At 63.3% G+C, this 23885-nt stretch carries 17 protein-coding genes; 7 read left to right on the top strand and 10 right to left on the bottom strand.

Going from position 1 to position 23885, the window contains the following annotated elements; genetic code table 11:
• Positions 1-3: 3 nt before the first annotated feature.
• Together mutL and mutS are read right to left on the bottom strand one after the other, a co-directional pair.
• Positions 4-2160 carry a DNA mismatch repair endonuclease MutL gene (gene mutL, locus GJR96_RS02620; RefSeq protein ID WP_151161511.1) on the bottom strand — a complete coding sequence of 719 codons (2157 nt, stop codon included), beginning with the start codon at positions 2158-2160 and terminating at the stop codon, positions 4-6.
• Positions 2157-4847 (bottom strand): DNA mismatch repair protein MutS, encoded by a 2691-nt coding sequence (gene mutS / locus GJR96_RS02615; protein ID WP_151161510.1) that lies wholly within the window; start codon positions 4845-4847, stop codon positions 2157-2159. Before mutS ends, mutL begins: the two co-directional genes overlap by 4 nt.
• A 264-nt stretch (positions 4848-5111) precedes the next feature.
• On the opposite strand from mutS, the gene GJR96_RS02610 reads away from it, so the two are divergent.
• From GJR96_RS02610 to GJR96_RS02600, 3 genes are all read left to right on the top strand, one after another.
• Positions 5112-6356, top strand: a complete 1245-nt coding sequence (locus tag GJR96_RS02610; protein WP_225317695.1) for an ABC transporter substrate-binding protein — start codon at positions 5112-5114, stop codon at positions 6354-6356.
• Positions 6353-8803, top strand: coding sequence for a methyl-accepting chemotaxis protein (locus tag GJR96_RS02605; RefSeq protein WP_151161508.1), 2451 nt, complete (start codon positions 6353-6355; stop codon positions 8801-8803). The genes GJR96_RS02610 and GJR96_RS02605 overlap by 4 nt, the downstream gene beginning before the upstream one ends.
• A 178-nt stretch (positions 8804-8981) precedes the next feature.
• A complete protein-coding gene (locus tag GJR96_RS02600) occupies positions 8982-10652 on the top strand; it encodes a methyl-accepting chemotaxis protein (protein WP_151161507.1) in 1671 nt (556 codons plus the stop codon).
• A gap of 60 nt (positions 10653-10712) precedes the next feature.
• Here the strand turns inward: GJR96_RS02600 and ubaA are convergent, their stop codons facing one another.
• On the bottom strand, positions 10713-11525 hold the full coding sequence (gene ubaA / locus GJR96_RS02595; protein ID WP_151161506.1) for an SAMP-activating enzyme E1: 813 nt from the start codon (positions 11523-11525) through the stop codon (positions 10713-10715).
• Between the two features lie 128 nt (positions 11526-11653).
• Here ubaA and GJR96_RS02590 point away from each other — a divergent pair, with 128 nt between their 5' ends.
• Positions 11654-12004: a rhodanese-like domain-containing protein gene (locus tag GJR96_RS02590; RefSeq protein WP_151161505.1), complete on the top strand. Its 351-nt coding sequence runs from the start codon at positions 11654-11656 to the stop codon at positions 12002-12004.
• 192 nt (positions 12005-12196) lie between these two features.
• On the opposite strand, the gene GJR96_RS02585 is transcribed toward GJR96_RS02590, so the two are convergent.
• Together GJR96_RS02585 and GJR96_RS02580 are read right to left on the bottom strand one after the other, a co-directional pair.
• A complete protein-coding gene (locus GJR96_RS02585; protein WP_058573502.1) occupies positions 12197-12787 on the bottom strand; it encodes a 50S ribosomal protein L15e in 591 nt (196 codons plus the stop codon).
• 241 nt (positions 12788-13028) lie between these two features.
• Positions 13029-14048, bottom strand: coding sequence for an alpha/beta fold hydrolase (locus tag GJR96_RS02580; protein ID WP_151161504.1), 1020 nt, complete (start codon positions 14046-14048; stop codon positions 13029-13031).
• Positions 14049-14269: 221 nt separating this feature from the next.
• On the opposite strand from GJR96_RS02580, the gene GJR96_RS02575 reads away from it, so the two are divergent.
• Complete coding sequence (locus GJR96_RS02575; RefSeq protein WP_151161503.1) at positions 14270-15145, top strand: hypothetical protein; 876 nt, start codon at positions 14270-14272, stop codon at positions 15143-15145.
• 16 nt (positions 15146-15161) lie between these two features.
• Here the strand turns inward: GJR96_RS02575 and GJR96_RS02570 are convergent, their stop codons facing one another.
• From GJR96_RS02570 to GJR96_RS02555, 4 genes are all read right to left on the bottom strand, one after another.
• Positions 15162-15788 (bottom strand): hypothetical protein, encoded by a 627-nt coding sequence (locus tag GJR96_RS02570; RefSeq protein WP_151161502.1) that lies wholly within the window; start codon positions 15786-15788, stop codon positions 15162-15164.
• Between the two features lie 104 nt (positions 15789-15892).
• Entirely contained in the window at positions 15893-16969 is a 1077-nt protein-coding gene (locus GJR96_RS02565; RefSeq protein WP_151161501.1) for a sugar ABC transporter permease, read from the bottom strand.
• The gene (locus GJR96_RS02560; protein ID WP_058573506.1) at positions 16966-17901 is read right to left on the bottom strand and encodes a carbohydrate ABC transporter permease; all 936 of its coding nucleotides are present in this window, start codon (positions 17899-17901) and stop codon (positions 16966-16968) included. Before GJR96_RS02560 ends, GJR96_RS02565 begins: the two co-directional genes overlap by 4 nt.
• A gap of 4 nt (positions 17902-17905) precedes the next feature.
• Positions 17906-19204, bottom strand: a complete 1299-nt coding sequence (locus GJR96_RS02555; RefSeq protein WP_151161500.1) for an extracellular solute-binding protein — start codon at positions 19202-19204, stop codon at positions 17906-17908.
• Positions 19205-19430: 226 nt separating this feature from the next.
• On the opposite strand from GJR96_RS02555, the gene GJR96_RS02550 reads away from it, so the two are divergent.
• On the top strand, positions 19431-20564 hold the full coding sequence (locus GJR96_RS02550; RefSeq protein WP_151161499.1) for an ABC transporter ATP-binding protein: 1134 nt from the start codon (positions 19431-19433) through the stop codon (positions 20562-20564).
• 84 nt (positions 20565-20648) lie between these two features.
• Here GJR96_RS02550 and GJR96_RS02545 read toward each other — a convergent pair whose 3' ends face one another.
• Entirely contained in the window at positions 20649-22646 is a 1998-nt protein-coding gene (locus GJR96_RS02545) for a glucan 1,4-alpha-glucosidase (protein ID WP_151161498.1), read from the bottom strand.
• Positions 22647-22809: 163 nt separating this feature from the next.
• On the opposite strand from GJR96_RS02545, the gene GJR96_RS02540 reads away from it, so the two are divergent.
• Positions 22810-23859, top strand: a complete 1050-nt coding sequence (locus GJR96_RS02540; RefSeq protein ID WP_151161497.1) for a TrmB family transcriptional regulator — start codon at positions 22810-22812, stop codon at positions 23857-23859.
• Positions 23860-23885 lie beyond the last annotated feature (26 nt).

Raw genomic sequence — 23885 nt, 5'->3', positions numbered from 1 at the left:
ACTTCAATCCTCTGCGCGCCGGCCACCGTGACCGGGGTAGTCGCGTTCGAAGCGTGCCTCGATTTCCTCGCGGTCGAACTCGATGACGACGGGTCGGCCGTGCGGGCAGGCGTACGGGTTGTCGCAGGCGTCGAGCGCCGAGAGCAAGTCGAGGACCGACCCCTCGCGGAGTGAGGTGTTCCCGGTGATAGACGGGTAGCACGCGAGGTCGGCGAGCAAGTCGTCGGCGACGGCGTCGACCGTCTGCTGACCGCCGTCGGCCTCCTCACGGACGAACGCGGTCAACGCGTCGCGGACGAGTCCGGGGTCGAGAGCAGCGTCGAAGACGGCGGGGACGGTCCGAACCGTGACGGTTCGGTCGTCTGTCCGCCCAGCGTGGAACCCGACCTGTGCCAGCGCGTCGCTGTACTCTTCGAACAGGGCGGCCTCTCGCGCCGTCAGTTCGAGTTCGACGGGTTCCGCGAGTGCCTGCGTCGGCGTGTCGCCTTCGACTTCGCCCTTCAGGCGCTCGTAGTTCACCCGTTCGTCGGCGGCGTGTTGGTCGACGAGGACGAGTTCCTCGCTCGTCTCGGCGACGATGTAGGTGTCGAGCAGTTGGCCGAGGATTCGCATCGACGGCAGCGACTCGAACTCGGGCGTGAGCGACGCTTCCTCACCCGAGAGGTCACGCTGCGTCGTGGGTGCGGTGATGCGTCTCGGTTGCCCCCGAGAGGCATCGCCAGCGGGTGGTGACGACGAGTCCGACTGCGAACTGGCGCCATCTGCGGACGCTTCCGACGCCGACCCTGACGAACCAGTCGGTTCGGTGTCGAACGACGACTGCTCCGTCGTCTCTGGCCCTGGCGCGAGGTCGTACTCACGCGGCGGTGTCGGCGGCGTCGACTGCGACGACGATGGCGACGATTCGGGAGTCGAAGACGTATCTGCCGAGGGCGACGCGGACGACTCGGTGGAGTCTGCGGTGACGTGCCTGTCTTCGCGCGCCGACTGAACCTCTCGGGCCGTCGGTCGGTCGTGAGCACTCGAACCGCCGTCGTCAGCATCTGCGTCGACCGTCTCACGAACGTCGTGTGGGTCGGTCTCCGCGTCGTCGTCGCCGACGTCACCGGGTGCGACGGGCGTCTCGTCCGCTTTCGACAGACCGCGCGGCGCGGACGAACGGACGAGTCCGTGGTTCAATAGTGCGTCTTCGACCGCTTCCGTCACGTCGCGTTTGACCTGCGCCTCCTCGTCCCACCGGACTTCCATCTTCCGCGGGTGGACGTTCACGTCGACGGCGTCGGGCGCAACGTCCACGAAGAGGACGGCGAACGGGTAGCGGTCTGCGTCGAGTTGGCCGCCGTAGGCGTCGAGGACGGCCTCTCGGAGGACGCGGTCGGTGACGTAGCGGTCGTTGACGAACGTCGAGAGGTAGTCGCGGGTGCTTCGCGTCGTCTCGGGGTGACTGACGAGGCCACTGACGGAGACGCCGGGCGCGTCGTGTTCGACTGGAACCATCGACTCGGCGACTTCCCGGCCGTACACCGAGAGGACAGTCGATTGCAGGTCGCCGCGGCCCTCGGTTGCGAACACCTCCCTGTCGTCGTGTTCCAGCGAGACGGCGATGTCCGGGTTGGCGAGGGCGTAGTGCGTGACGACGGTGTTGACGTGGTCGAACTCCGTCGCCGTCGTCTTGAGGAACTTCCGTCGGGCGGGGGTGTTGTAGAAGAGGTCGTCGACTTCGACGACGGTTCCCTCGGGGCATCCTGCGGGGCGAACTGACTCCACCTCGCCGCCTTCGTATCGCAGTTCGGTCCCCACGTCGCCGCCGCGGGGTTTCGACCGGATGGTCATCCGCGAGACGGCCCCGATGGTGTGGAGTGCCTCCCCACGGAAACCGAGCGTTCCGATACCCGCTTCGAGGTCCTCGATGTCCGATATCTTGCTCGTCGTGTGTTCTCGGACGCAGAGTTCGAGTTCTTCCTCGGTCATCCCGACGCCGTCGTCGCGGATGCGGATGCCGTCGACGCCGCCGGAGTCGACAGCGACGGAGACGCGTGTCGCGTCCGCGTCGAGGCTGTTCTCGACGAGTTCCTTCACGACCGATGCGGGCCGTTCGACCACCTCGCCGGCGGCGATGCGGTCGATTGTCTTCGCGTCGAGTTGCTGGATGCTCGTCATTCGTCACCCTCCAGTTTCGACTGCCACGCCTGTACCTTCGCCATCAGGTCTATCGGTGAGGTGGCGTTCACGTCGGTCGATTTCAGTTCGTCGAGGACGGCCTCCATCTCCGGGTCGAGGGCGGGTTCAGATGCGGCGGTCGATTTGGCCGCGGCATCGACTTCCCCGTTCTGGGCCGTGCCGTTCGCGGGACTCCCGCCACCGCTGCCACCGCCGTTCGCGACGTTCATCTCTCCGCTCCCGAAGTCGAAGACCGCTTGGACGGGTTCGGACGACCCGGAGCCTTTGGCCTCGATAGCCTTCTCGTCGCGGAGGCGGTCGAGCACGTCCGTCGCTCGGTCTACGACGGGTCGCGGCACGCCGGCGAGGTCGGCGACGTGAATCCCGTAGCTTCGGTCGGTCGGCCCATCGACGACAGTCCGGAGGAACGTCACGTCGCCGTCTCGTTCGTCGGCGGCGACGTGGACGTTCGCCACCCGGTCGAGGTGGTCGGCGAGACTCGTGAGTTCGTGGTAGTGTGTCGCAAAGAGCGTCTTCGCCCGGACCTCGTTGTGGAGGTATTCGGTGGCTGCCCACGCGATGGAGATACCGTCGTAGGTGGCAGTCCCGCGGCCCACCTCGTCGAGGATGACGAGCGAATCTTCGGTCGCCGAGTGGAGGATGTTCGAGAGTTCCTGCATCTCGACCATGAACGTCGACCGCCCCTGTGCGAGTTCGTCCAGCGCGCCGACGCGCGTGTAGATGCCGTCTACGACGCCGATAGTGGCCGACTGAGCGGGGACGAAACTCCCGACTTGCGCGAGGAGCGTGATGAGCGCCGCCTGTCGCATGTAGGTCGACTTCCCGGACATGTTCGGCCCGGTGACGATGAGGAATCCCCGGTCGCGGTCCATGTGCAGGTCGTTCGGGACGAACTCGGTGGTCGTCTCGACGACGGGGTGGCGTCCCGCCTCGATGTGAAGCGGCCCCGCTTCGGTGAGTTCCGGTCTCGTCCACCCGTTTCCGGCGGCATGGGTCGCGAGCGACGCCAGTGCGTCGACTTCGGCGAGAGCACGGCCCACGTCTTGGAGGAGTTCGGCGTGCTGGGCGACGCGTTCGCGAAGGTCCTGAAACAGGTCGTATTCGAGGTCACCGCGGGCCTCTTCGAGGCGGAGAATCTCGCGTTCTTTTTCCTCCACTTCGTCGGTGACGAACCGCTTGGAGTTCTTGAGCGTCTTAATCTGTCGGTAGTGGTCGGGAACCTGGTCGGCGACGGACTTGCCGACTTGAATGTAGTACCCGTCGGTCTTGTTGCGGTCGACCGTGACGTGCGAGAGGCCGTGCTGACGCTTCTCGCGGTCGGCGAGCGTATCGAGCCACGATTTCACCGACTCGTGGCGTTCGATGAGGTCATCCAGTTCGTCGTCGTAGCCTTTCTGGAAGAGGCCGCCTTGCGTGACCGTCTTCGGCGGGTCGTCGGCGAGTGCGTCGGCCAGTTCTTCGTGGAGGGCCGCCGCCGCATCTCTGTCGGGGCGGGCCACGACGTCTGCGAGTGGCGTGTCTGCCAGTTCGGTCCCCTCGATAGCGTCGGTGAGGGCCGGGAGGATTTCGAGCGTGTCGCGGACGGAGAGGAGGTCGTTCGCGCCGGCAGTTCCCGACGCGCTTCGGGAGGCGAGTCGTTCGAGGTCGTACGCACCGTCGAGTACCTCACGGACACGTTCGCGGGCGAGGGCAGCGGATGCCAGCGACTCGACGGCGTCGAGTCGGCGCGAGAGTTCACGCTGGTCGCGCCGCGGGCGTGTCAACCACTCGCGGAGGAGACGGCCACCGGGTGAGGTCACGGTGTGGTCGATAGTGTCGAACAGCGACCCCGAGCGGTCGCCGTGCATCGTCTCCGTGAGTTCGAGGTTCCGCTGAGTGGTCGCGTCGAGTTCGAGCATGTCGCTCGGGTGGTAGACGCGGAGTCGCGTCATGGACCGAAGGACACCAGCGCCCGTCTCTTCGACGTAGGCCAATATCCCGCCCGCCGCGCGGGTCGCCAGTTCGGAGTCCAGACCGACGCTGTCGACGGTGGATTCACCAAACTGCTCGCGGACAGCGTGGCGGGCGCGCCCCGGTGCGAACGACTCCGTAGAGAACAGAGAGAACGACGCGTCCGTGGCCTCGCGGAGTCGTGCGAGCGTCTCGTCGTCAGAACGGAGGTCGGGTCCGGGGAGAACCTCGACCGGTGCGAAGCGGTAGAGTTCGGCGGCGGCGTCGTCCACGGTTGCAGCCTCGGTGACGAGGAACTGGCCGGTCGTGATGTCTGCGAACGCGAGGCCGATACCGTCGCTTCCGGTCACGACGGCGGCGAGGAACTGTGCGTCGGACCGCGACGTTTCGAGGAGGGTGCCCGGCGTGACGACGCGCGTGATACGCCGGCGGAGGTCACCCGACTCCGTCTCGTACTGGTCGGCGACGGCGACCCGATACCCGTGTTCGACCAGCGCCTTGAGGTAGGGCGTCAGGTCGTTCAACGGGACGCCCGCCATCGGGTACGACGACCCGTGCGACGACTTCTGAGACACCTTGAGGTCGAGTTCGCGTCCGACGGTTTCGGCGTCTTCGGCGAAGAACTCGTAGAAGTCACCACACTGCATGGCGAGCAGGTCGGCGTCGGTCTCCTCTTTCAACGAGAGGAACTGTCCGACGATTCCCTGAGTAGTCATGTGCGCACGTGGGTGGGCGTGCGGATAAAACGCTACGATGGTCAGTTGCGTTCCCCACGTCGACGCCGCGTCACCAGCGGTCACTGTGTCGCGTCGTCGCGTGTTCAGACAGCACTACCACGAACTGTGTGATTGTGGCATGCCACCGTGTCTTCTGTTACCAAGTGTATATATTTCTGAACGGAGAGCAATAGCATGTCCCAAAATATAGCGTCTGATAACCGGCGGCCCAAAATTATATGCGGGAGAATATTCCGACGAAGTGTGACTCTCTCGTATAACCGACGAGGGTTCCTTCGCGCGGCAGGTGGTGCCGCGGCACTCGGGTCGTTGTCCGGGTGCGTTGGAACGCTCGACACTGAACGTGCAGAACCCGTCCGCTTCGGAGCGATTCTCCCGTTGAGTGGTGCACTGGAGCAGGTTGGCTCCCACGGGAAACGCGCTGTCGAACAAGCGGTCGCCGACGTCAACGAGGCCGGTGGCATTCTCGGCCGACCGGTCGAACTGACCGCACTCGACAGCGAAGCGAGTCCCGACGTGGCACTCGACCGGTACCAGACGCTCGTCGACGAGGGTGTCGTCGGATTCGTCGGCGGACTCGTCAGCGACGCCTCACTCGCACTCGCCCCCGAGGCGGCGGCGGACGGAATCATGGAAGTCAGTCCGGCGAGTACGAACCCGCAACTCACCGACGCCGGCCGGAAGAACGGCCGGAAGTTCTTCGGCCGGACCGTCCCCAGCGACATCCTGCAGGCCATCGCGATGGCGAAGATTCTCGACTCGTTGCAGTACGCCGACGCCGATTCGGTCTCGCTCCTCGCCGTCGACAACGCGTTCGGCTCCGACCTCGCCGCCGAAATCGAGGCGAACCTCGACGCAACCGTCGTCTCGAATGTCGGCTACGACCCTTCCGCGGACTCCTTCGACGGTGTCCTCGACGAGGTGTTCGCCGGGTCGCCGGACGCGGTTGGGTTCGTCAGCGTCCCCGGACAGGAACACGGTATTCTCGACGCGTACGCCGCCTCCGACTACCACACGCCGTGGGTGTTCTCGGCCGGAATGTTCGGAAGTGAGATTCCCTCGCACTACGAGGGATTCTACAGCGCGTCGCTCTCGTCCGTCCAGACCAAGGGGTACTTCCGACTCTCCCGGCGACTCTCCGATATCGCGCCGCTCGCACCCTACGCGGCGAACGCCTACGACGCACTCTTCCTCATGGCGACGGCCGCAGAACACGCTGGTGAGGCCAGCGGTCCCGCCATCGCCGACTCGATTCAGTCTGTCTCCGGTGGTTCCGGACACACAGTGGGTGTCGGTGAGTTCGACCGCGTTCGGTCGCTTGTGGACGCTGGTCGCAACGTGAACTACCAGGGTGCCGCGAGCGCTGTCGACCTGACCGACTCGCTCGAACCGCTGAGTTCGTACATCGTCGAACACGTCAATAACGGCCGCATCGAGCAGTTAGAACTCTTGCAGCGTCAGTTCTTCCAGAACGGAGGTGGCCAATGAGCTCGCCGCTCTCGCGGCTGATTGGGTCGCTCGAACGACTCCTTCCGAACGTGATTCGCCGGCGGTACGCGGCGAAGTTCGGTGTGGCCCTTCTCGCCATCGTCCTCGTCATGTCTGCGGTGGGCGTGTTCATCCACTTCGACACCAAGGCGGCCGTCGAATCGACGACCGAAGAAGAGATTCGGGGAATCGCGGAGTCGGAAGCCCGTTCCGTCGCCGACTGGACGGAATCGAAGCAATCGTCGGCGACGTTCCTCGCGGAGTCGCTCGGTGAACAACCGCTGACCACCTCTGCGGCGGCACACGAGCGGTGGCTAGAACAGAAACTCATCGAACTGCCCGGCGACGTTCGGTCGCTCCACTACGTCGATGCCGACTCGCGGTCTGTCGTCGCCAGTACGTCGGACGACGCGAGTGGCCAATCGCTCGACAACATCGACGCACCGTGGACGGACCGCGCTGCCGAACTCGCGCAGTCCGCGTCGGCAACCACGTCGGCACCGTACGAGACAGGCGGCGAACCCGTCGTCGCGTTCGTCGCACCCGTCGCGGAGACGAACGGGTTCATCGTCCTGACCGCCTCGGCCGAAGCGCGGTCACACGAGTTCTCTTCCCCGTTCGCAACGGGTGACGTGAAAGTCGTCACCGCGGACGGGACCATCCTCCTCGACAACCGAAAGTCGTCGCTCCTCGACACGTACGCGGCGCTCGATGGGTCGAGCGTCTCCGCCATCGAACACGGTCTCGACGGACACAGCGGCTACGACGTCGTCTCAGCCCGCACGGGCATGGAATCGGGGCAGTACGCGATGGCGTACGCGCCAATCACGGGCACCGACTGGGTGCTCACGTACCACGTCCCGGCAGAGCGCGCCTTCGCACTGCAATCGCAGGTCTCACAGAACGTCGGCATCCTGCTGGCGTTCGCTATCGGGTCGTTGTTCCTCGTCGGCCTGACGATGGGCCGAGGGACTGCCCGGTCACTCGCCGTCGTGGCGAAGAACGCCGACGAAATCGCCAGCGGGGAAGTCGATGGCGACGTGCCACAGACCACGCGCATCGACGAGATGGGCAGACTCTACGACTCGTTCGCCGCGATGCAGTCGTATCTGACGACGGTCGCAGGACAAGCAGAGGCCCTCGCGGAGAAGAACTTCGACGACCCGGTCCTCGACGAGGAAGTTCCCGGGTCGTTCGGTGAAGCCATGGGCCGTACGCACGACGACCTCGAAGCGCTCATCTCGGAACTCGAATCGAAAGCCGAGGAGTTCAGCGACATCATGTCGGAGGCCGCAGACGGCGACCTGACCGGTCGGATGTCCGAAGATGCCGACAACGAGGCGATGAACGAGATGGCGCAGTCGTTCAACGACATGGCCGACCAACTCGAATCGACCATCGCCGAAGTCGCGTCCTTCGCCGAGACGGTCGCCGCAGCGTCCGAAGAGGTCACCGCGAGCGCACAGGAGATAGAACGCGCAAGCAGACAGGTCAGCGAGTCCACGCAGGTCATGGCCGAGGGTGCCCACGAACAGCAAGAGCGCATCCATCAGACCACCGACGAGACGAGCAACCTCTCTGCGACTATCGAGGAGGTTGCGTCGTCCGCGAGCGAACTCGAACAGACCGCGACGCACACCCTCGAAGCGAGCGAAGACGGTCGAGACGCCGCGGCGAACGCCATCGACACCATCGAACGAGTCGAGTCACAGACCGAGCGTACGGTCCAGCGCATCGAAGCACTCGAATCCGACATGGAGCAGATTGGTGACATCGTCGAACTCATCACCGACATCGCCGACCAGACCAACATCCTCGCGCTCAACGCGAACATCGAGGCGGCGCGGGCAGGCGAGGCGGGTGAAGGCTTCGCCGTCGTCGCCAACGAGGTCAAGCAACTCGCCGGTGAGACCAAAGAGTCCGCCGAAGAGATTGCGGCGACCATCGACGGTGTGCAAGCGAAGTCCGAGGCGTCCGTCGAAGAGATGCGTGAGACGAGAGACGCCGTCGAAACCGGTGTCGACGCCGTCGGAGACGCCCACGACTCGCTCGACACCATCGTCGAGAACGTCCGCGAGACGAACGCCGGCGTCGACGAAATCAGCCGAACGACCGACGAACAGGCGGCGTCGACCGAAGAAGTCGCGTCGATGATGGACCAGGCCGCCGACATCAGCGAAGACACGGCAGAGCGTGCGGAGTCCGTCGCCGCCGCGACGGAAGAACAGACCGCTTCGCTCGGTGAAGTTTCGAGCGGTGCAGACCGTCTCGCCTCGCAGTCCGAACGGTTGATGGCGCTCGTCGACTCGTTCACCGTCGACGCCAGCGTCTCGGACGCCGACTTCGACCAGTTCGACGGCGACGACCAGACCAGCGAAACTGTGCCCCGCGTCGCCGACGCGCCCGCGACCGACGGTGGTACGGACGACGACGCCGACGGACAGTAATCAGTCTCGCTGACGATAGTTTTTTCAGGTGGCTTCGGTTCGAGTAGCCGTCAGAGTCCCCAGTGGTCTGTGAGTGGCACATATCGCCGGAACCAGTGGCTGAGAAGGGTCTTTGCGAATATCAACTGTGATAATTCGTGCAGTAGGGTTATGACCTCGTTGTTCGTGGGGTTGACACATGGGCCTGCTTTCGCGAATCGCGGCGCTGGTCCCGGGGGCCAGGGCTCGGGCACGTGCTGATGGGGGCGTACAGACTGACGAGCGTTCGACGGTTACTGCTGCCGCACAGGAACTTCGTCTCGACGGCCTTCTCGATGGGGTCGGAACACCGGTATTCGTTCTCGACGCGGACCACAGAGTTATCGCGTGGAACGCACCAATCACCGAACTGACGGGCGCGTCAGCGGACGAGGCGCTCGGGTCGGAACACGTGAGCGAGATGTTCTACCCAGACGGCCGTCGGGCGAAGACACTCGCAGACAAGGTGCTCGAAGCGCCACAGAACGCCGACGAAGAGTTCGGCTTGTCGTTTGCTGACCGGTCGGAACTCCTCTACCACGACACGAGTACGATGGTCGACCACCACGGCGACGAACGCCACATCTCCTTCACGGCGAAACCGCTCTTCGAAGGCGACGAACTCGTCGGTGTCGTCGAGACGGTCCACGACCGGACCGACGTGGTGAACCGAGGGAAAGCGTCACTCGCACTCGTCGAGGAAGTATCCGAGACGATGCAGCACATCACTGACGGTAACCTCGCTGCGCGTGCGACGTTCACAGACGAGAAGGGCGCTCTCGACGAGGAAGTGCTCCTCGTCGTCGAGAACCTCAATCAGATGGCGGCGCGTTTCGAACGTCTCGCGAACGAAGTCGACGGCACGACGGCGGACTTGGGCAGTGCGATTCAAAACGCTGCGCGTGCTGCGACCGACATCGAATCGCAGGTCACAGAACAGGCAGACCTCCTCGCGAAGGGGTCCGAAGAGATGCAAGACCTCTCGGCCAGCATGGAAGAGATTGCGGCCACGTCCGACGAAGTCGCATCGGCGGCCGACCAGGCACGGGCCGCCGCGGAGAACGGACGTGAGGCCGGACAGAGCATCCGAACTGCGACTGACCAGGTCATCGAAATCTCCGACGAGTTGCTCGACAGCGTGATGGAACTTCAACAACGGATGGGCGCTATCGAAGAAGTCGTCGAAGTCATCGCGGAAGTCGCAGACCGGACGAACCTGCTGGCACTCAACGCGAACATCGAGGCGGCGCGGGCAGGCGAGGCGGGCGAAGGCTTCTCTGTCGTCGCCAACGAGGTCAAACAACTCGCCAATCAGACCCACGAACACACCGAAGAGATTGCCGACAGCATCGACGAGATTCAAGAACAGGCCGATGAGACGGTGATGGCGTCCGAACAATCGCACGAACAGATTCAGGTCGCCTCCGGCGAGATTGCCGACGTCCTCGCGTCACTGAACGAAATCGCCAACGCGGCAGATTCGGCCGCAAACGGCATCACGGAAGTCGCACGCGCGACTGACTCACAGGCGACGAACATCGAAGAGGTCACCACCACGATTCAGGTCGCACAGGACCACGCGCGTTCCGCCGAGGAAGCGACGAACGACATCACCGACGCGACGACTGCACAGACGATTGCCCTCGACGACTTGGCGAATCAGGTCGACGAACTCGTCGGCGGCGACGCGGCGGCAGTCGACGAACTGGAGAATCTCGGCCAACCCCACGCAGCGACCGACGGCGGCGAAGACGGACGCGACTCTGCGTCCGGCACGTCGTCCGAGAGCACCGATTCACTCGGCGGATTCGAGTTCGACCAAAAGCAGTAACGGACGGACCGGACCCCACTCGCACTCTCCCCACTCCCCCCCTTCTCCACCCCAACGGAACTAGTCGAGACTGATGGCGCAACCCTCGACGTACTCGATGTCCGCAATCGAGTCGACGCCACCGTCTCCGCAGACCGGACAGTCCGGATTCTGTCGGTACGGCACCGTCTCGAAGGTCATGTCCATCGCGTCGTAGAACATGAGTCGGCCGTCGAGAACCTCTCCGACGTCGAGGAGGATTTTCACGGCTTCAGTCGCCTGAATACACCCGACAGTTCCCGGAAGGACGCCGATGACACCGGTCGTCGCACAGTCGGGAACCGTCCCCGGTTCGGGCGCTTCGGGGAAGAGACAGCGGTAACACGGCCCGTCCGGGAGGAGCGTCGTCGTCTGCCCTTCGAACTTGTAAATCGCGCCGTGGACGAGTGGAATCTCCTCGAACCGGCAGACGTCGTTGAGCAGGTATCGCGTCGGGAAGTTGTCCGAGGCGTCGACGACCACGTCCGCACCGTCGACGAGTTCGTGGACGTTCGACTTGTCGACCCGCGCCTCGACGGGTTCGACGGTCACGTCCGGGTTGAGGTCACGGACGAATTCGGCGGCACTCTCGGCTTTGGGGACTCCCACGTCGTCGTCGTGGTGGATGACCTGACGCTGGAGGTTGCTCCGCTCGACGACGTCGTCGTCGACGACGACCAACTCGCCGACGCCGACAGCGGCGAGGTACTCGATGACGGGCGACCCGAGGCCACCCGCCCCGACGACGACGGCCCGCGAGGTGAGTAGTCGCTCTTGTCCCTCCGGACCGACTTCGTCCATGATGATGTGCCTCGAATAGCGGTCGAGTTGGGTGGCGTCGAGTGAGAGTGTCATACTCCGACGTTGGCGTCGGCAGCGAATAAATCCGCGGCCCGGAGGTCGATATCCGTCGCTGACGGTGGCTTCACACCCGTCTCGCCGGAAGCGACGCGCCTTTGGCGCCTCGCCCGTCACACCCGCGTATGGTCGTCGAGACGACGCCAGACGAACTGCGCGAGAAACTGGACGCGGACGAGACGAACGTCGCCATCGTCGATATCCGAGACCCATCGTCGTACACGTCCGGGCACATCCCCGACTCGGAGAATCTCCCGGCGGCGACGCTCGGCCCCGAGGTGTTCGACAGAGCGTGGCCCGACGAAGTCGTCGTCTCCTGTTACGTCGGGAAGAGTTCGAAGCGCGTCGCGTCCGTCCTCGACGACAACGTCGATGCCGACGTGAGCAGCCTCCGCGGTGGGTTCGACGGGTGGGATGGTGCAGTCGAACGCGGGTCCGAAGACGAACCTGACCTCGGGCCGTCGGCACCGTTCTGACCGAATCGTTCGCGAATTATTCTGTGACGATACACGTCACGTATCCCGAGCGTATCCGGTGTATTCACCGATGCTACCCGTCAGGTTCGACGATAGTGCTCGGTAGATTCTCGAACGATAGCTCTCAGTTACGACACTGAGCAGTCGCTCGGCGGTGGATAAAGAGAGAAGAGTGTGCGGTGCGCGGGGCGTTTACTTGCCGCGGCGGCGACCGGCCGTGATGGAGGGACGGACGTGTTCCGTACCCTTGCCACGGTTCTGGAGGCCGCGGTTCTTCTTGCCCGCGTTGGTCAGACCACGGAAGGCGCGGCCGTCGTGTGCGTCGTCGCAAATCCAGCTGAGGTCGTCGTCGTTCTGGATGGCGGGGTGTTCGGGGTCGACGAGGATGACTTCCTGCCACTTCTGGGAGCCGTCCTGTCCGACGCCGTAGGAGTTGAGCACACGCATGTTCGGGTACTTGCGCGAGGCGCGTTCCTCGGCGATGCGCGGGATGGACTTCCGGCGACCGATGCGGTTGACACCCTGACGCTTCGTCCGGCGGCCAGCCTTGTGTCGCTGCTTGCGTGCGCCACCCTTGCGGACGGAGACGCGAACCACGACGATTCCTTGCTTGGCCTTGTAGCCGAGTTCACGCGCCTTGTCGAGGCGGGTAGGACGCTCGATGCGCTCGATTGCGCCCTGGTTGCGCCACTCCTGTTTTCGCTGCCACTGGAGTTCGGCCAGTTTGCCTTCTTTCGGGGTCTTCCACGCTTCCTTGATGTGGGAATAGAAGCTTCGTGCCATTGTATATCACCGCGGGCGCTTGCGATTCAGTCGTTGTGAGGATTCATCCTCATCGGGAACGTCCCGAAGACCACATTTCGTCCCGTTCGTGACGGGTGCCCACTGGCGGGCCCGCGTGCCAGCGAGTTGGCGAATCTACCTCTGGGCGAGGGTTAAGAACTTCGGATTGCGAGCGGGTGTGTCGAAGAGACACACGGAGGGTGCCGGGAGAATCGGGTCGCCGGTATCGGCGTCCCGCGTCTCACGCCGTCCGTCGTTCGCTGGCGGCGATGCTCGATTCAGTGAACTGGTCGACTGCCTGCCACGCGTCTTCCGAACCGGGACCAATCCACGCCGCGTGGTCGGCTTCGAGACGCAGAAGTTCGGCGTTCGGTATCGACTCCGCTGCGAACTCCGCGTGCTCGATTGGAACTGCGCCGTCGTACTCGCCGTGGACGACGAGTGTCGGGCACTCGATTCGCTCGTACGAGATGCGCGGTAACTCACGGAACCACCGTTCGTCGTTGAGCGTCCCCTCGATGCGCGCACCGATGGGAAGTATCGTCGAGAAGAACGCGAGTGATTGCTCCCGATACCGCGGGTTCGTTACGATGGCGTCGACGTACGCGTCGAACTCCTCGCCTTCGAGGTTCGATAGGTCTTCGTGCAACTGTTCGAGTGCGCGGTCCGGTGCGAACCGGTGGAACAGCGCGAACACACCGGACTGTACGTCGAGGACCGGTGTGGACGTGAGGAGTGGGTCGACGAACGGGTTTCCGGTGTCGAACAACCGTTCGTCGATTTCCGTGGTAATCGCCGACGCGAGGAGGAGGCCCGACACTCGTTCGGGATACTCCGCCGCGAGTTGAAGCGCGGTCGGTCCACCACCCGAGAGGCCGACGACTACCGCCTGCTCCACGTCGAGTTCGTCGAGGAGTGCCACGAGGAGTTCGGCCTGTGCTTCGAACGACCCATTGTGGTCCAGTGGTGTCCTGAGGTATCCCGGCCGGGAGGGTGCGATGACCTCGAAGTCGCGGCCGAAGAGGGCGTCACCGACGTGGAGTCCCTGGTCGTATCCACCGGGGTCACCGTGGAGCACGAGAACGGGGGAGCCAGACCCACGCCGTGCGACTTCGACGACACCGCGGTCTGTCGTGACGAGTTCACTCCCGGCCGCGAGGTCGGCAAGCCGTCTGTGTTTCCAGCGCGAGAGTACACTACCCACTGCTCCGAGGAGGAGACCCGCTCCAACGGCAGTCCACCGCACCCAGTTTCGACTCATAGCAGACTAGAGACGTGGGAAACCGACCTAATAATGTCGGGGATATGTTAGATTCTGTGAACTAGGGTGCTTCTCCGACAGCGTGCCAGTGAGTTGTCGAACATCGCTGGTAAGGTGGTTCAGAACTTCGGATTGCCAGTAGGCCTCCCGGAGTAGAACACAGTGAACTCGTCGGAACACGTGTCAACGTATTATACTTCGACGTGTGAAACGTCCCGAATATGTCGTCCCCGGACCCACCCTCCACGCGACAACAGGCACTCGTCACTGCTCTTCAGTGGGGCCTAGTGCAGGCGTTCGTTCTCGATACAGTCGCCCGCTTGCTCAGAAATTACTATCGAGCGACGATGGACTCGTTCGTCACTCCTGATTGGGTGTTTTCGATTCAAGTCGCCGCACCGCTCGGACTTCTCGTCGGTGGAATCGGCGGGTATCGATGGGTGACGGGCGGCCGAGCGACGATTTCGGCCGCAGCACACCGTAGACGTGCCCTCTTCGTCGGGTCGCTACTCGTCTGCTGGGCGCTCGCTATCGTACCGACGGTGGCATTCCAGTGGATGCTCGGCGACCGATTCTTCACGGTGCCGTTCTTCGTCATTCCGACCATCGCGGCGGTGTTGGCAGTTGGTGGGGCGTCCCTGATCGCGTATCGAGTCGAGACGGAGTGGTACCGCCGCTACCGGACCAAGTTACTGGGAACAGCAAAAGGTGCCGTCGTCGGACTGGTTCTCGGGGTTGTCGCATTCGTCGTCTACGGGGGCTACCTCGCCGCGACGCAGACGAGTTACAGTCTCAGCGGTGGACCGGAAATCGTCGGTGGGGTCTGCCTCGGTGCGATTGCTGGCTATGCCTTCACCGACACCGATGGAAGTGGGGACCGGTCCGCCGAATTCCTCGTCATCTTCCTGCCGTCGGTACTCGCACTCACGCTCGTCGTTGGTCTCGGTTCGGTTGCACTCGCGGTGCTCGGTGTGTCCGTGCCCGGATTTCCGTCGTTCGTCACGATTCTCGTGCCGATTGTCGCTGCGCTCGCTGTGTCCAGTTATCTGACGTACAGCGTCGAGACGACGGTTTACAGACGATTCGTTGGCCGATAGGTGTCATCGCTCAGCATCAGCGAGACGACTTCTCTGCGGCGTACTGTTCGAGTTCGTCGGCAATCGCTACGCGCTCTCGATACCACGAGTTCGAGTCCGCGTCAGGCGCATGGGCGTCAGCGTATCCCTTGAACTCGTTGAGACACCGAGCAACTTCCCCGCAGAGTTGGGGGAGTGAGACTGCATAGCCGACCGATGATTGGACAACAGGTCGGAGATTTTTCCCGACCGAGAAGCCGTAACTCTGGTATGCGACTCGGACGAGGCCGTGTTGCCCATCGAGATACGATACGACGAGTCGATGCGGTGAATCGCCGACTTCGCTCACGAGTTGGTCGAACCGTTCAGCCGAACCACGTGCGAGTTCGAGGACGTTCTCGGCAAAAAAACTGAGAGTGATAAACAGCATCACTGTCCCTTTGTAGTCGATGTTGCCGGCATCGAGTGCCTCACCGGTGTAATCGTACCACCACGTCTCGTCTGGTTCTTCTTCGTTGACCTTGCGGTTGTACTCCGCTTGGTTGACCAGCCTCGTCAGTTCGACGCCATCCACCTCGATTCTGATGCCACCAGCGATGGTCATTATCATCGCCTTGTCGGCGGGGTCGTCGAACGCAATCGAGACCGAAACGTCGTTTACCATTAGTCATGTGACCTGTTGAGTAACAGACTAGAAAGAGGTGTCGTCACTCCTGACCGATTCAACAGCATAATAAATATAAACCGAGCTGTACGTCGATTCGTCCGTCAGCCTTCCATCCCACCGAACGACAGGCCACCTTCGATGTAGCGCTGTGCGAACAGGTAGATGAGCATAATCGGCGCGGCGAACGTGAGTGCGAACGCCGAAAAGCGCGCCCACGGGATGGAGTAGCGACCGACGAGTGAGTACAGGCCGACCGGCAGGGTGTAGTTGTCCGTCGAGAGCAACGTCTGGGCGACGACGAACTCGGTCCATCCGGTGAGGAAGGTGAAGATGAACACCGTCGCCAATCCCGCCTTGGAGAGCGGAAGGATGATTTCGGTGACAATCTTCCACGACGGCGCGCCGTCCATCATCGCGGCTTCTTCGTACGAGACGGGGATGCCGTCCATGTACGTCTTGAGAAGCCACGTGTTGAACGGCACCGCGGTTGCGGCGTAGTACGCCGACAGCGCGAGTTTGTTGTCGTTGAACCCGAACTGCACGAACAGCGCGTACAGGGCGATGAGGAGCGCGACGCCGAGGCCCCCGCCGATTTGGGTGAACAGGACGTACCCGTAGAGCACCTTCGACCGGCCGATGAACTGCCGGCGCGACAGCGCGTACGCACCGGGGACGATGAGGCACATGGCGAGAATCACCGTCGGGATAGCGACGGTGAGGCTGTTCACGAAGAACGCCTTGAAGTTCGACGTCTCGGTGACGCCGTAGTCGGACACGTCGAGGAACGCGAGTTCCGGCGTCTGTACGAACAGTTCGTACCCGCCGAGACCCATCGTAATCCGATAACTCGGGAGGATGAGGTCACCGACGACCCAGAGGAACGGTTCGATGGTGGGGTCGGCCGGCCAGAGTCGAATCCCACTCGACGAGTACAGCGACGCGCCGGTACCGGAGAAGGCACCGACAGCGACCCAGTAGAGTGGGAACAACAGCAGTGCGACCACGACGACTGCGCCTGCCGTGATACCGGCAGTCTTGAGCACCGACGCGGCGCTCACGCGACCCTCGCGGATGCCTTCGAGCGTGTACCGCGCGTCTTTCAGACTCTCGACAGGCGCTCTTGCGGCGGTGCGAACGTCGTCACCGACTTCCGCGGCGATGTCCGAGAGGACGCTCATGCGTCGTCCACCCCGTCTGCGAGACGGCCTTTCCAGACGTTCAACATCATGAACGCCCCGATGACGAGGACGGCGACGAGCATGATAGCGGCACCCTCGCCGTACTTCTGGAACCGGAAGGCCTCACGGTACCCGTAGACGATGAGCAGTTCGTTCGTCCGCGACGGCCCGCCCTGATTGAACACGTACGGGATGAGGAACTGCTGGAACGACGCCGCGGCCGTGAGGATGGACGCGAACAGCACCGGCCGCTTGATAGACGGGAGCGTCACGTGCAGGAACCGCGCGAAGAACCCCGCACCGTCTATCATGGCGGCTTCGTGGAGTTCCTCGGACACGTCCTGCAACGCGCTCACCGTGATGATGACCATGAACGGGTACGCCAACCACGCCTCGGTGACGTTGTAGGCGATAAAGGCCATCCAGCGCTCCGAAAGCCACGCGACAGAGCCGAGTCCTGCCGAGCGAAGGAGTTGGTTCGCCAGTCCGAACTCGGCCGAACTGAAGATACCGCGCCAGATGGTGATGGTGAAGATACCCGGCAGTCCCAGCGGGATGATGATGAGCGCCCGCATGAGTCGCTTGCCACGGACGCGCGCCCCCGTCACGACGAGGCCGACGCCGATACCGACGAGGACCTTGAGCGCGACGGAGGTTGCGACGAACAACCACGTGACCCACATCGAGTTCCAGAACTGCCCGTCTGTGAGTACCGTGACGTAGTTCGCGAGACCCACCCACTGCTCTTTCCCCTGAAACAGGGTGGCCGGCTCTGCGTTGGTGAACGAGAGATAGACCAGATACATGACCGGAAAGAGCATGAATGCGAGGAAGACGAAAAGCCCCGGCAGGACCAACAGCAAGGGCAGGTCTTCTTTGTTCACCACGGGGTTGTCCGTGGCTTTCTCGACGGCGCTGTCGACGACACTCATGTCCTTACTCCCAGTTGGACCGAATGTCAGATTCGGCCTTCTCGAAGGCCGACTGGAGTTCTGCATCGCCGTTCTTCACGCTGTTGAAGGCGTCTTCGAGTGGCCCCCACACGTCGCCCATGTTCGGGTGCGACGGAATCGGCGTCCCGAGTGCGACGGACTTCGAGAAGCCTTCGACGGCGGCCGGAAGGTCACCGCTCTCGGCGAGTTCCTTGTACACCGGGATGTAGCCGAACTCTTCGGCGTTGTTCGAGAGCACGTCGGTGTTCGTGGTGTACCACTCGGCGAACTCTCGTGCAGCGGCGGCCTTGGCCTCGTCTTCGTCTACTCTCGTGGTGAAGTACAGTTGCTTGACCGTCGTGTACGGCTTGGGTTCGGCGTCGCCCTCGGGCGAGGGGAGACGAGCGATGCCCGCGTCGATGCCGTTCGACTTCACGTCACCGAGGAACCACGGGCCGTTGATGGCGAACGGCGCGTTGCCTTCGAGGAAGACGGCGGCCTGCGGGTCGTAGCCGGTGTCTTTCGGCTGGTACGGCACGAAGTTGTCGAGGATGAGACGGAACCCGTCGAGGGTCGCCTCCTTCGAGAGGCCGAGTTCGACGTTCGACTCGTCGAAGTAGTAGCCACCGAAGGCGTGCGCCCACGCACTCATGAAGTAGGCGTTCAGCGGGTAGCTGAGGCCGTACTTCCCGTTTTCGGGGTCGTGGTGTTCCTCCATGATGGACACCATCTCGGCGATGGTCTCCGGCGGTTCGTCGACGAGGTCCTCGTTGTAGATGAGGCCCACCGTCTCTGCCGCGTACGGGAGTGCGACGGTCGCGCCGTCGAACTGGACTGCCGCCTGTGCGGGTTGGGTGTACACCGAGAGGTCGACGTCGAGGCTCTCGCTCTGGTCGGAGAGGAACCCGTTTTGGTAGTACTCGCCGGTCCAGTCGTGGGCCCAGTCGAACATGCTCGCACCCTGTCCGGCCGGGATGGCCGACGTCGTCTTCTTCCGAAGGTCGGCGATTTCCGCGGGGTCAGCAGTGTGCTTCGTCTCGGACGTGAACGCCTCTGCGTTCTGTTCGAGTGCCTTCTTCTCGGCCTCTGCGCGCTGGTGCCAGAGCGTGAAGGTCCCTGCCGGACCAGCGGACTCCGTCTCCTCCTGTGCGGTAGTCTCTTCGCCGTCGTCACCGCCGCCGTTTCCGCTCTCGTCGGGTGTCGACGTCGAATCAGTCTCGGAGACGCCGACGCACCCTGCGAGTGCGCCGACGGCAGTCGTGCCAGCCAGTTGCTTGAGAATCGTGCGTCGGTTCGTTGGCATTGCGAATCTATGATGAACTATGTGTTCATATATTTAATAGTTAGGAAACGAGGCGATTCTGGACGCAAAAAATCGCCCGAATTCGGCCCATTCCGGCCTCCAATACGCGAACTGGGCGTACCGTTGTCTGTCGATTTTGCCACTCAAATAATTCGCTACGAACTATTGCATCACAAATTCAGAAAATAGGAAAACGATTATGGACGATGGGGACAGACGAGGAGTAATGGCACGTCTCACGCTCGAAACGTTACGGAAGGAGTACGACAGGGGTCGCGTCGTCGCCGTCGAAGACCTCTCGCTCGACGTCGACGACGGTGAGTTCATCACTGTCGTCGGCCCCTCGGGGTGCGGGAAGTCGACGACGCTTCGGATGGTCGCTGGACTCGAATCGCCCTCCGGGGGCACGATTCGAATCGGCGAGGAAGACGTCACGGACCAGAACGCTCGCAAACGCGACGTGGCGATGGTGTTCCAGAACTACGCACTGTATCCACACAAGACGGTCATGGAGAACATGGCGTTCGGCCTGCGGATGAGCACCGACCTCTCGAAAGACGCGCGCCGCGAACGTGTCCGCGAGACGGCGGAGATGATGGGTATCGAAGACCTGCTGGACGACAAACCGGACGAACTCTCCGGCGGACAGAAACAGCGTGTCGCCCTCGGACGCGCCATCGTCCGCGAACCCGACGTGTTCCTCTTCGACGAACCACTGTCGAACCTCGACGCGAAACTCCGGACGACGATGCGGACGGAGATTCAACGCCTCCAGAACGAACTCGGCATCACCTCGCTGTACGTCACGCACGACCAAGAAGAGGCGATGACGATGGGTGACCGCATCGTCATCCTGAAAGACGGCAACCTCCAGCAAGTCGGGCGGCCGAAGGACGTGTACGAGAACCCAGCCAACGAGTTCGTCGGTGGGTTCGTCGGGTCACCCTCGATGAACTTCCTCGACGTGACCGCCGAACGCGACGGCGACCACCTCGTTCTCGACGACGGTGGGTCGTTCTCCTACCGACTCTCAACGTCGTTCTCCGAGTCCCTCCGCGAGGCGACGGACGAGCGAAACGTGCGTATCGGCATCCGCCCCGAAGACGTGTTCACCGCCGACGACGGGGCGAATCTGGTCGAGTCCGAAGTCGGTGTGGTCGAACCAATCGGGTCTGACAACTATCTCCACCTCGACGTCGCACCCGACTTTATCGCCCGCGTCGACTCCGACGTCGACCCAACCCCCGGCGAGACGATTGGCGTCACCTTCGACGAGTCCGACCTGCACGTCTTCGACTCGCAAACCGGTGAGTCGCTCCTGTACCGCGAGTCGAAGAAGCAGGCCGCGCCGGCGCAGTAACTGCGCTGACTCGGCAGTCGCCGGAAGCATAGCCCCAGCGTGAAACGATAGTTCGCTGTTTTTTTCGAGACGCGACCGGCCCGCTTACAGCATCCCTTCGTCGGTGAGCGTCGCCACCGTCGCCAGTCGGAGGGCGTGTGGCCATCCCAGCGGGGTCGCGCTGTCTGGCGTTCCGTCGTCGAAGAACTGCTCTGCGAGGTACCCCTCGTCGGTACAGAGTGGCCCGTCCGGGAGGACGAGCGAGAGCAGTGACGTGCCTTCGTCTACGAACGACGACCGGCGCTCGTCGTCGTGGTCTGCGAGGAGTGCAGCGAGTTCGACTGCGGCGTTCGCCCCCCACGCGGTGGAGACGGTCCATATCTTTTCGGTGGACTGCTCGCGCATCCGCCAGTCGTCGCCTTCGAATCGGACGAGGCCCTTCACGTCGCTCTCGTCTGGGTCGTGCCAGAGGCCGTCGAAGACTGACTCCACGTGGCGGACGAGTCGGTCCAGTCTGTCGCCGTCGACCGATTCGAGTTCGTCGTAGGTGCGGTGTGCCGACACGAGTGCGAGGGCCGCAGAATCGTACCGGTCGTCCAGTTCGTCGCCGACGAGACGGAGTGCGTAGCAGTCTCGCTCGTCGCTCCAGAGTGCGTCGACACCTTCGTAGACTTCGCGTGCACGTGCCGCGGCGCGGTCGGTCAGGTCGCTGTCGAGGCCCGACAGGGCGAGTGCGGCGTACGCTTCGAGGAACGTCGCCGTCGTGTGACTGAACCGGCCGGTCATGTTCTCCCACGCGTTCTGGCAGTCGATTGGGAGGCCGTCGTCGCCGAGCGTCTCGTCCAGACTGTCCAGTGCGAGCGTGAGCGTCTCTTCGATGTCAGCACGGAGGTCTGGGTCGTCGCAGTCGTCGTAGTACGTCGCGAGGAAGGCGATGACACTCCCCGTCTGGTCGGCCTGATAGTCGGCGTCGTCACCTGATTCGAGGCGAGCGTTCGCCCACCCCGGTGCGAGCGACCCGTCGAACGGCCAGACGCGGTGGGGCCACGACCCGTCGTCGCGTTGCGTCTCGCAGTAGGCACGGGCGCTTCGCTCGTGCCACGTGTCCAGTCCGAGGCCGAGTTTCTCGTCGGATTCGAAGAGGAACTGCGAGATTTCGGCGTCGTCGCGGAACCACGTGTACCCGTATCCGCCGGAGTACGCGTAGTAGGGGTCGAAGTCGGGACCGGCGATACGGAGTCCAAGCGCACCGGAGAGAAGCGAGAGGACGCGAACGTCGTCGCGCATCGCGCCAGCCTCGTCGTGAGTGGGAACCGACCCGACTGCCTGTTCGGCGGCACGGGATTCCAGCGCCTCACGACCGAGAGTCACGAGCGAACGGATGGTATCGAGCGCGGCATCTCGGTCCGTCTCGGTTTCGTCGGTGAGGAGGGTTCCGACGGTGGCCGCACCCGATTCGAACGGGGTCGTCGCGACGACGGCCCCACTCAACTGGCCTTCCTCGTATCTGTCGTCCGAGAGGGGGCGTGGGAGTTCGACTTCGGCGTCCGAGAGCAACTCGTCGAACTGCTCGGGGACGCGGCCTTCGACGTGTTCGAACGTCGGATGCGACGCGAGAAAGTCGTGTTCGTCGGCGTGGTACGCTTCGACGGCGTCGCCGTGGAGGAGTTGGCCGACCAGCGTGTCACGGCCGTCCGGGTGGAAGTGGACGAACGAGACGAGTTCCACGTCGGCGTCCGTCTCGAACCGCGTGACGTGCGCGTCGTCCAGCGTGAGGTCGTACTGCGTCACGTCGCCGTAGCACGTCTCGTGTTCGGTGACGACGAGACCACCATCGCCGACGTACGACTGCGTCGCGCCGTCGTCGAACCAGACGACACCCGTGTCGTCACCGACCGACCTGACACCGAACCGTGAGCGCTCGACGCCCCACCGCCCGGAGAGTGGATAGCCGAAGTCTCGTAGCGACCCGTCTCGCTCCACGTGGACGAGTCGTCCACCGAGGCCCGAAAAGAGGCCACTCGTGGTTCGTCGCTCGCCGGGGAAGCGAGTCGGGTGTTCTGCGTGCCGCTTGTAGTCGGCCAGTGCGTCGCGTAATTGCATTGGTGACTCGTGCGTTCTCCCCTGATAATAATCTTGGTGTAATGTTCCTTCATACTTTCACACTTTTCGAGTGGGACACGAGAGAGACGTCGACGCCGGTGAGTAGTCGCGGCGACGGCGTTGGATTCGAGTAATTAAGTACCGTGGTTGTTGACTGTCGAGTATGGACGACCGGGAACTCGCCGACCTTCTGGAGCGATTTGGCCTCTCCGAGAAGGTCATCGACACGTACCTGACGCTTCTCGAACTCGGGGAGGCGAAGGCGAGCCAAATCGCCGACGCGGCGGGCGTCTCCAAGCGCTACGTCTACAGCGTGAGCCAAGAACTCGAAGAACGGGGTTTCGTCGAAGTGAACGACCACGTCGTTCCGACGACGATTCGACCACTCCCACCCGCAGAAGTCGTGGAGTCGCTCTCGGAGAGTGTCGAGTCCATGCGACCGGCGCTCGAAGCGCGGTACACGGAGACGGCCCCCGACGAGGAACGATTCGAGGTCATCAAATCCCGGGTCACGGTCCTCAAGCGCATCGCCCAACTCGTCGACCGGGCCGAATCGGAAATCACGCTGTCGCTCCCGTACGACGTCCTCGACGAGGTTGCCGACGAGTTGCGCGCTGCCCGCGACAGAGGTGTCCTCGTCTCGCTCGTCGTGAGTGGCGTCGAACCCCACGAAGACCTCTCGCTGGACGGACTCGCCTCGCTCGTCCGCGTCTGGCACGAACCGATGCCGACGATGCTCACCGTCGATTCCCGCATCGGCCTCGTCGCGCCCGGCGAGATGGTCGCCCGGTCGAACTCCGAGTCACAGGCTATCGTCTTCGCCCAACCGCACCTCGGGCCGGTCATCGTCGGGTCGTTCTTCGGAAACTACTGGCCGATGGCCGCAGAGGCGTACACCACCGAACCCGACTCCCTGCCGGCGACGTACTACAACTTCCGCCACGCCGTCTTGCAGGCGACACTGTGTGACCGCGCCGGTATCGAACTCACCGTCACCGCACACGGGCAGATGGTCCACACCGACGGGCCGACAGAACTCCGCGGCCGAATCGTCGATATCCGACAGGGCCTCCTCGAACCCGCGAACAACTCGTTCCCAGTCGAGAACACGCTCGTCGTCGAGACTGACGACGGCACCTACAGCATCGGTGGCCCCGGCGCGTTCGTCGAAGATTTCGAGGCCGAATACGTCGAGTTCGCTCCAATCTCCTGAACTCTCTCGGCTATCTTTGAGTTCTG

The organism is Haloferax litoreum, assembly GCF_009674605.1.
In the GTDB taxonomy this organism is placed as follows: domain Archaea; phylum Halobacteriota; class Halobacteria; order Halobacteriales; family Haloferacaceae; genus Haloferax; species Haloferax litoreum.
This window is presented reverse-complemented; position numbering and strand designations above follow the sequence as displayed.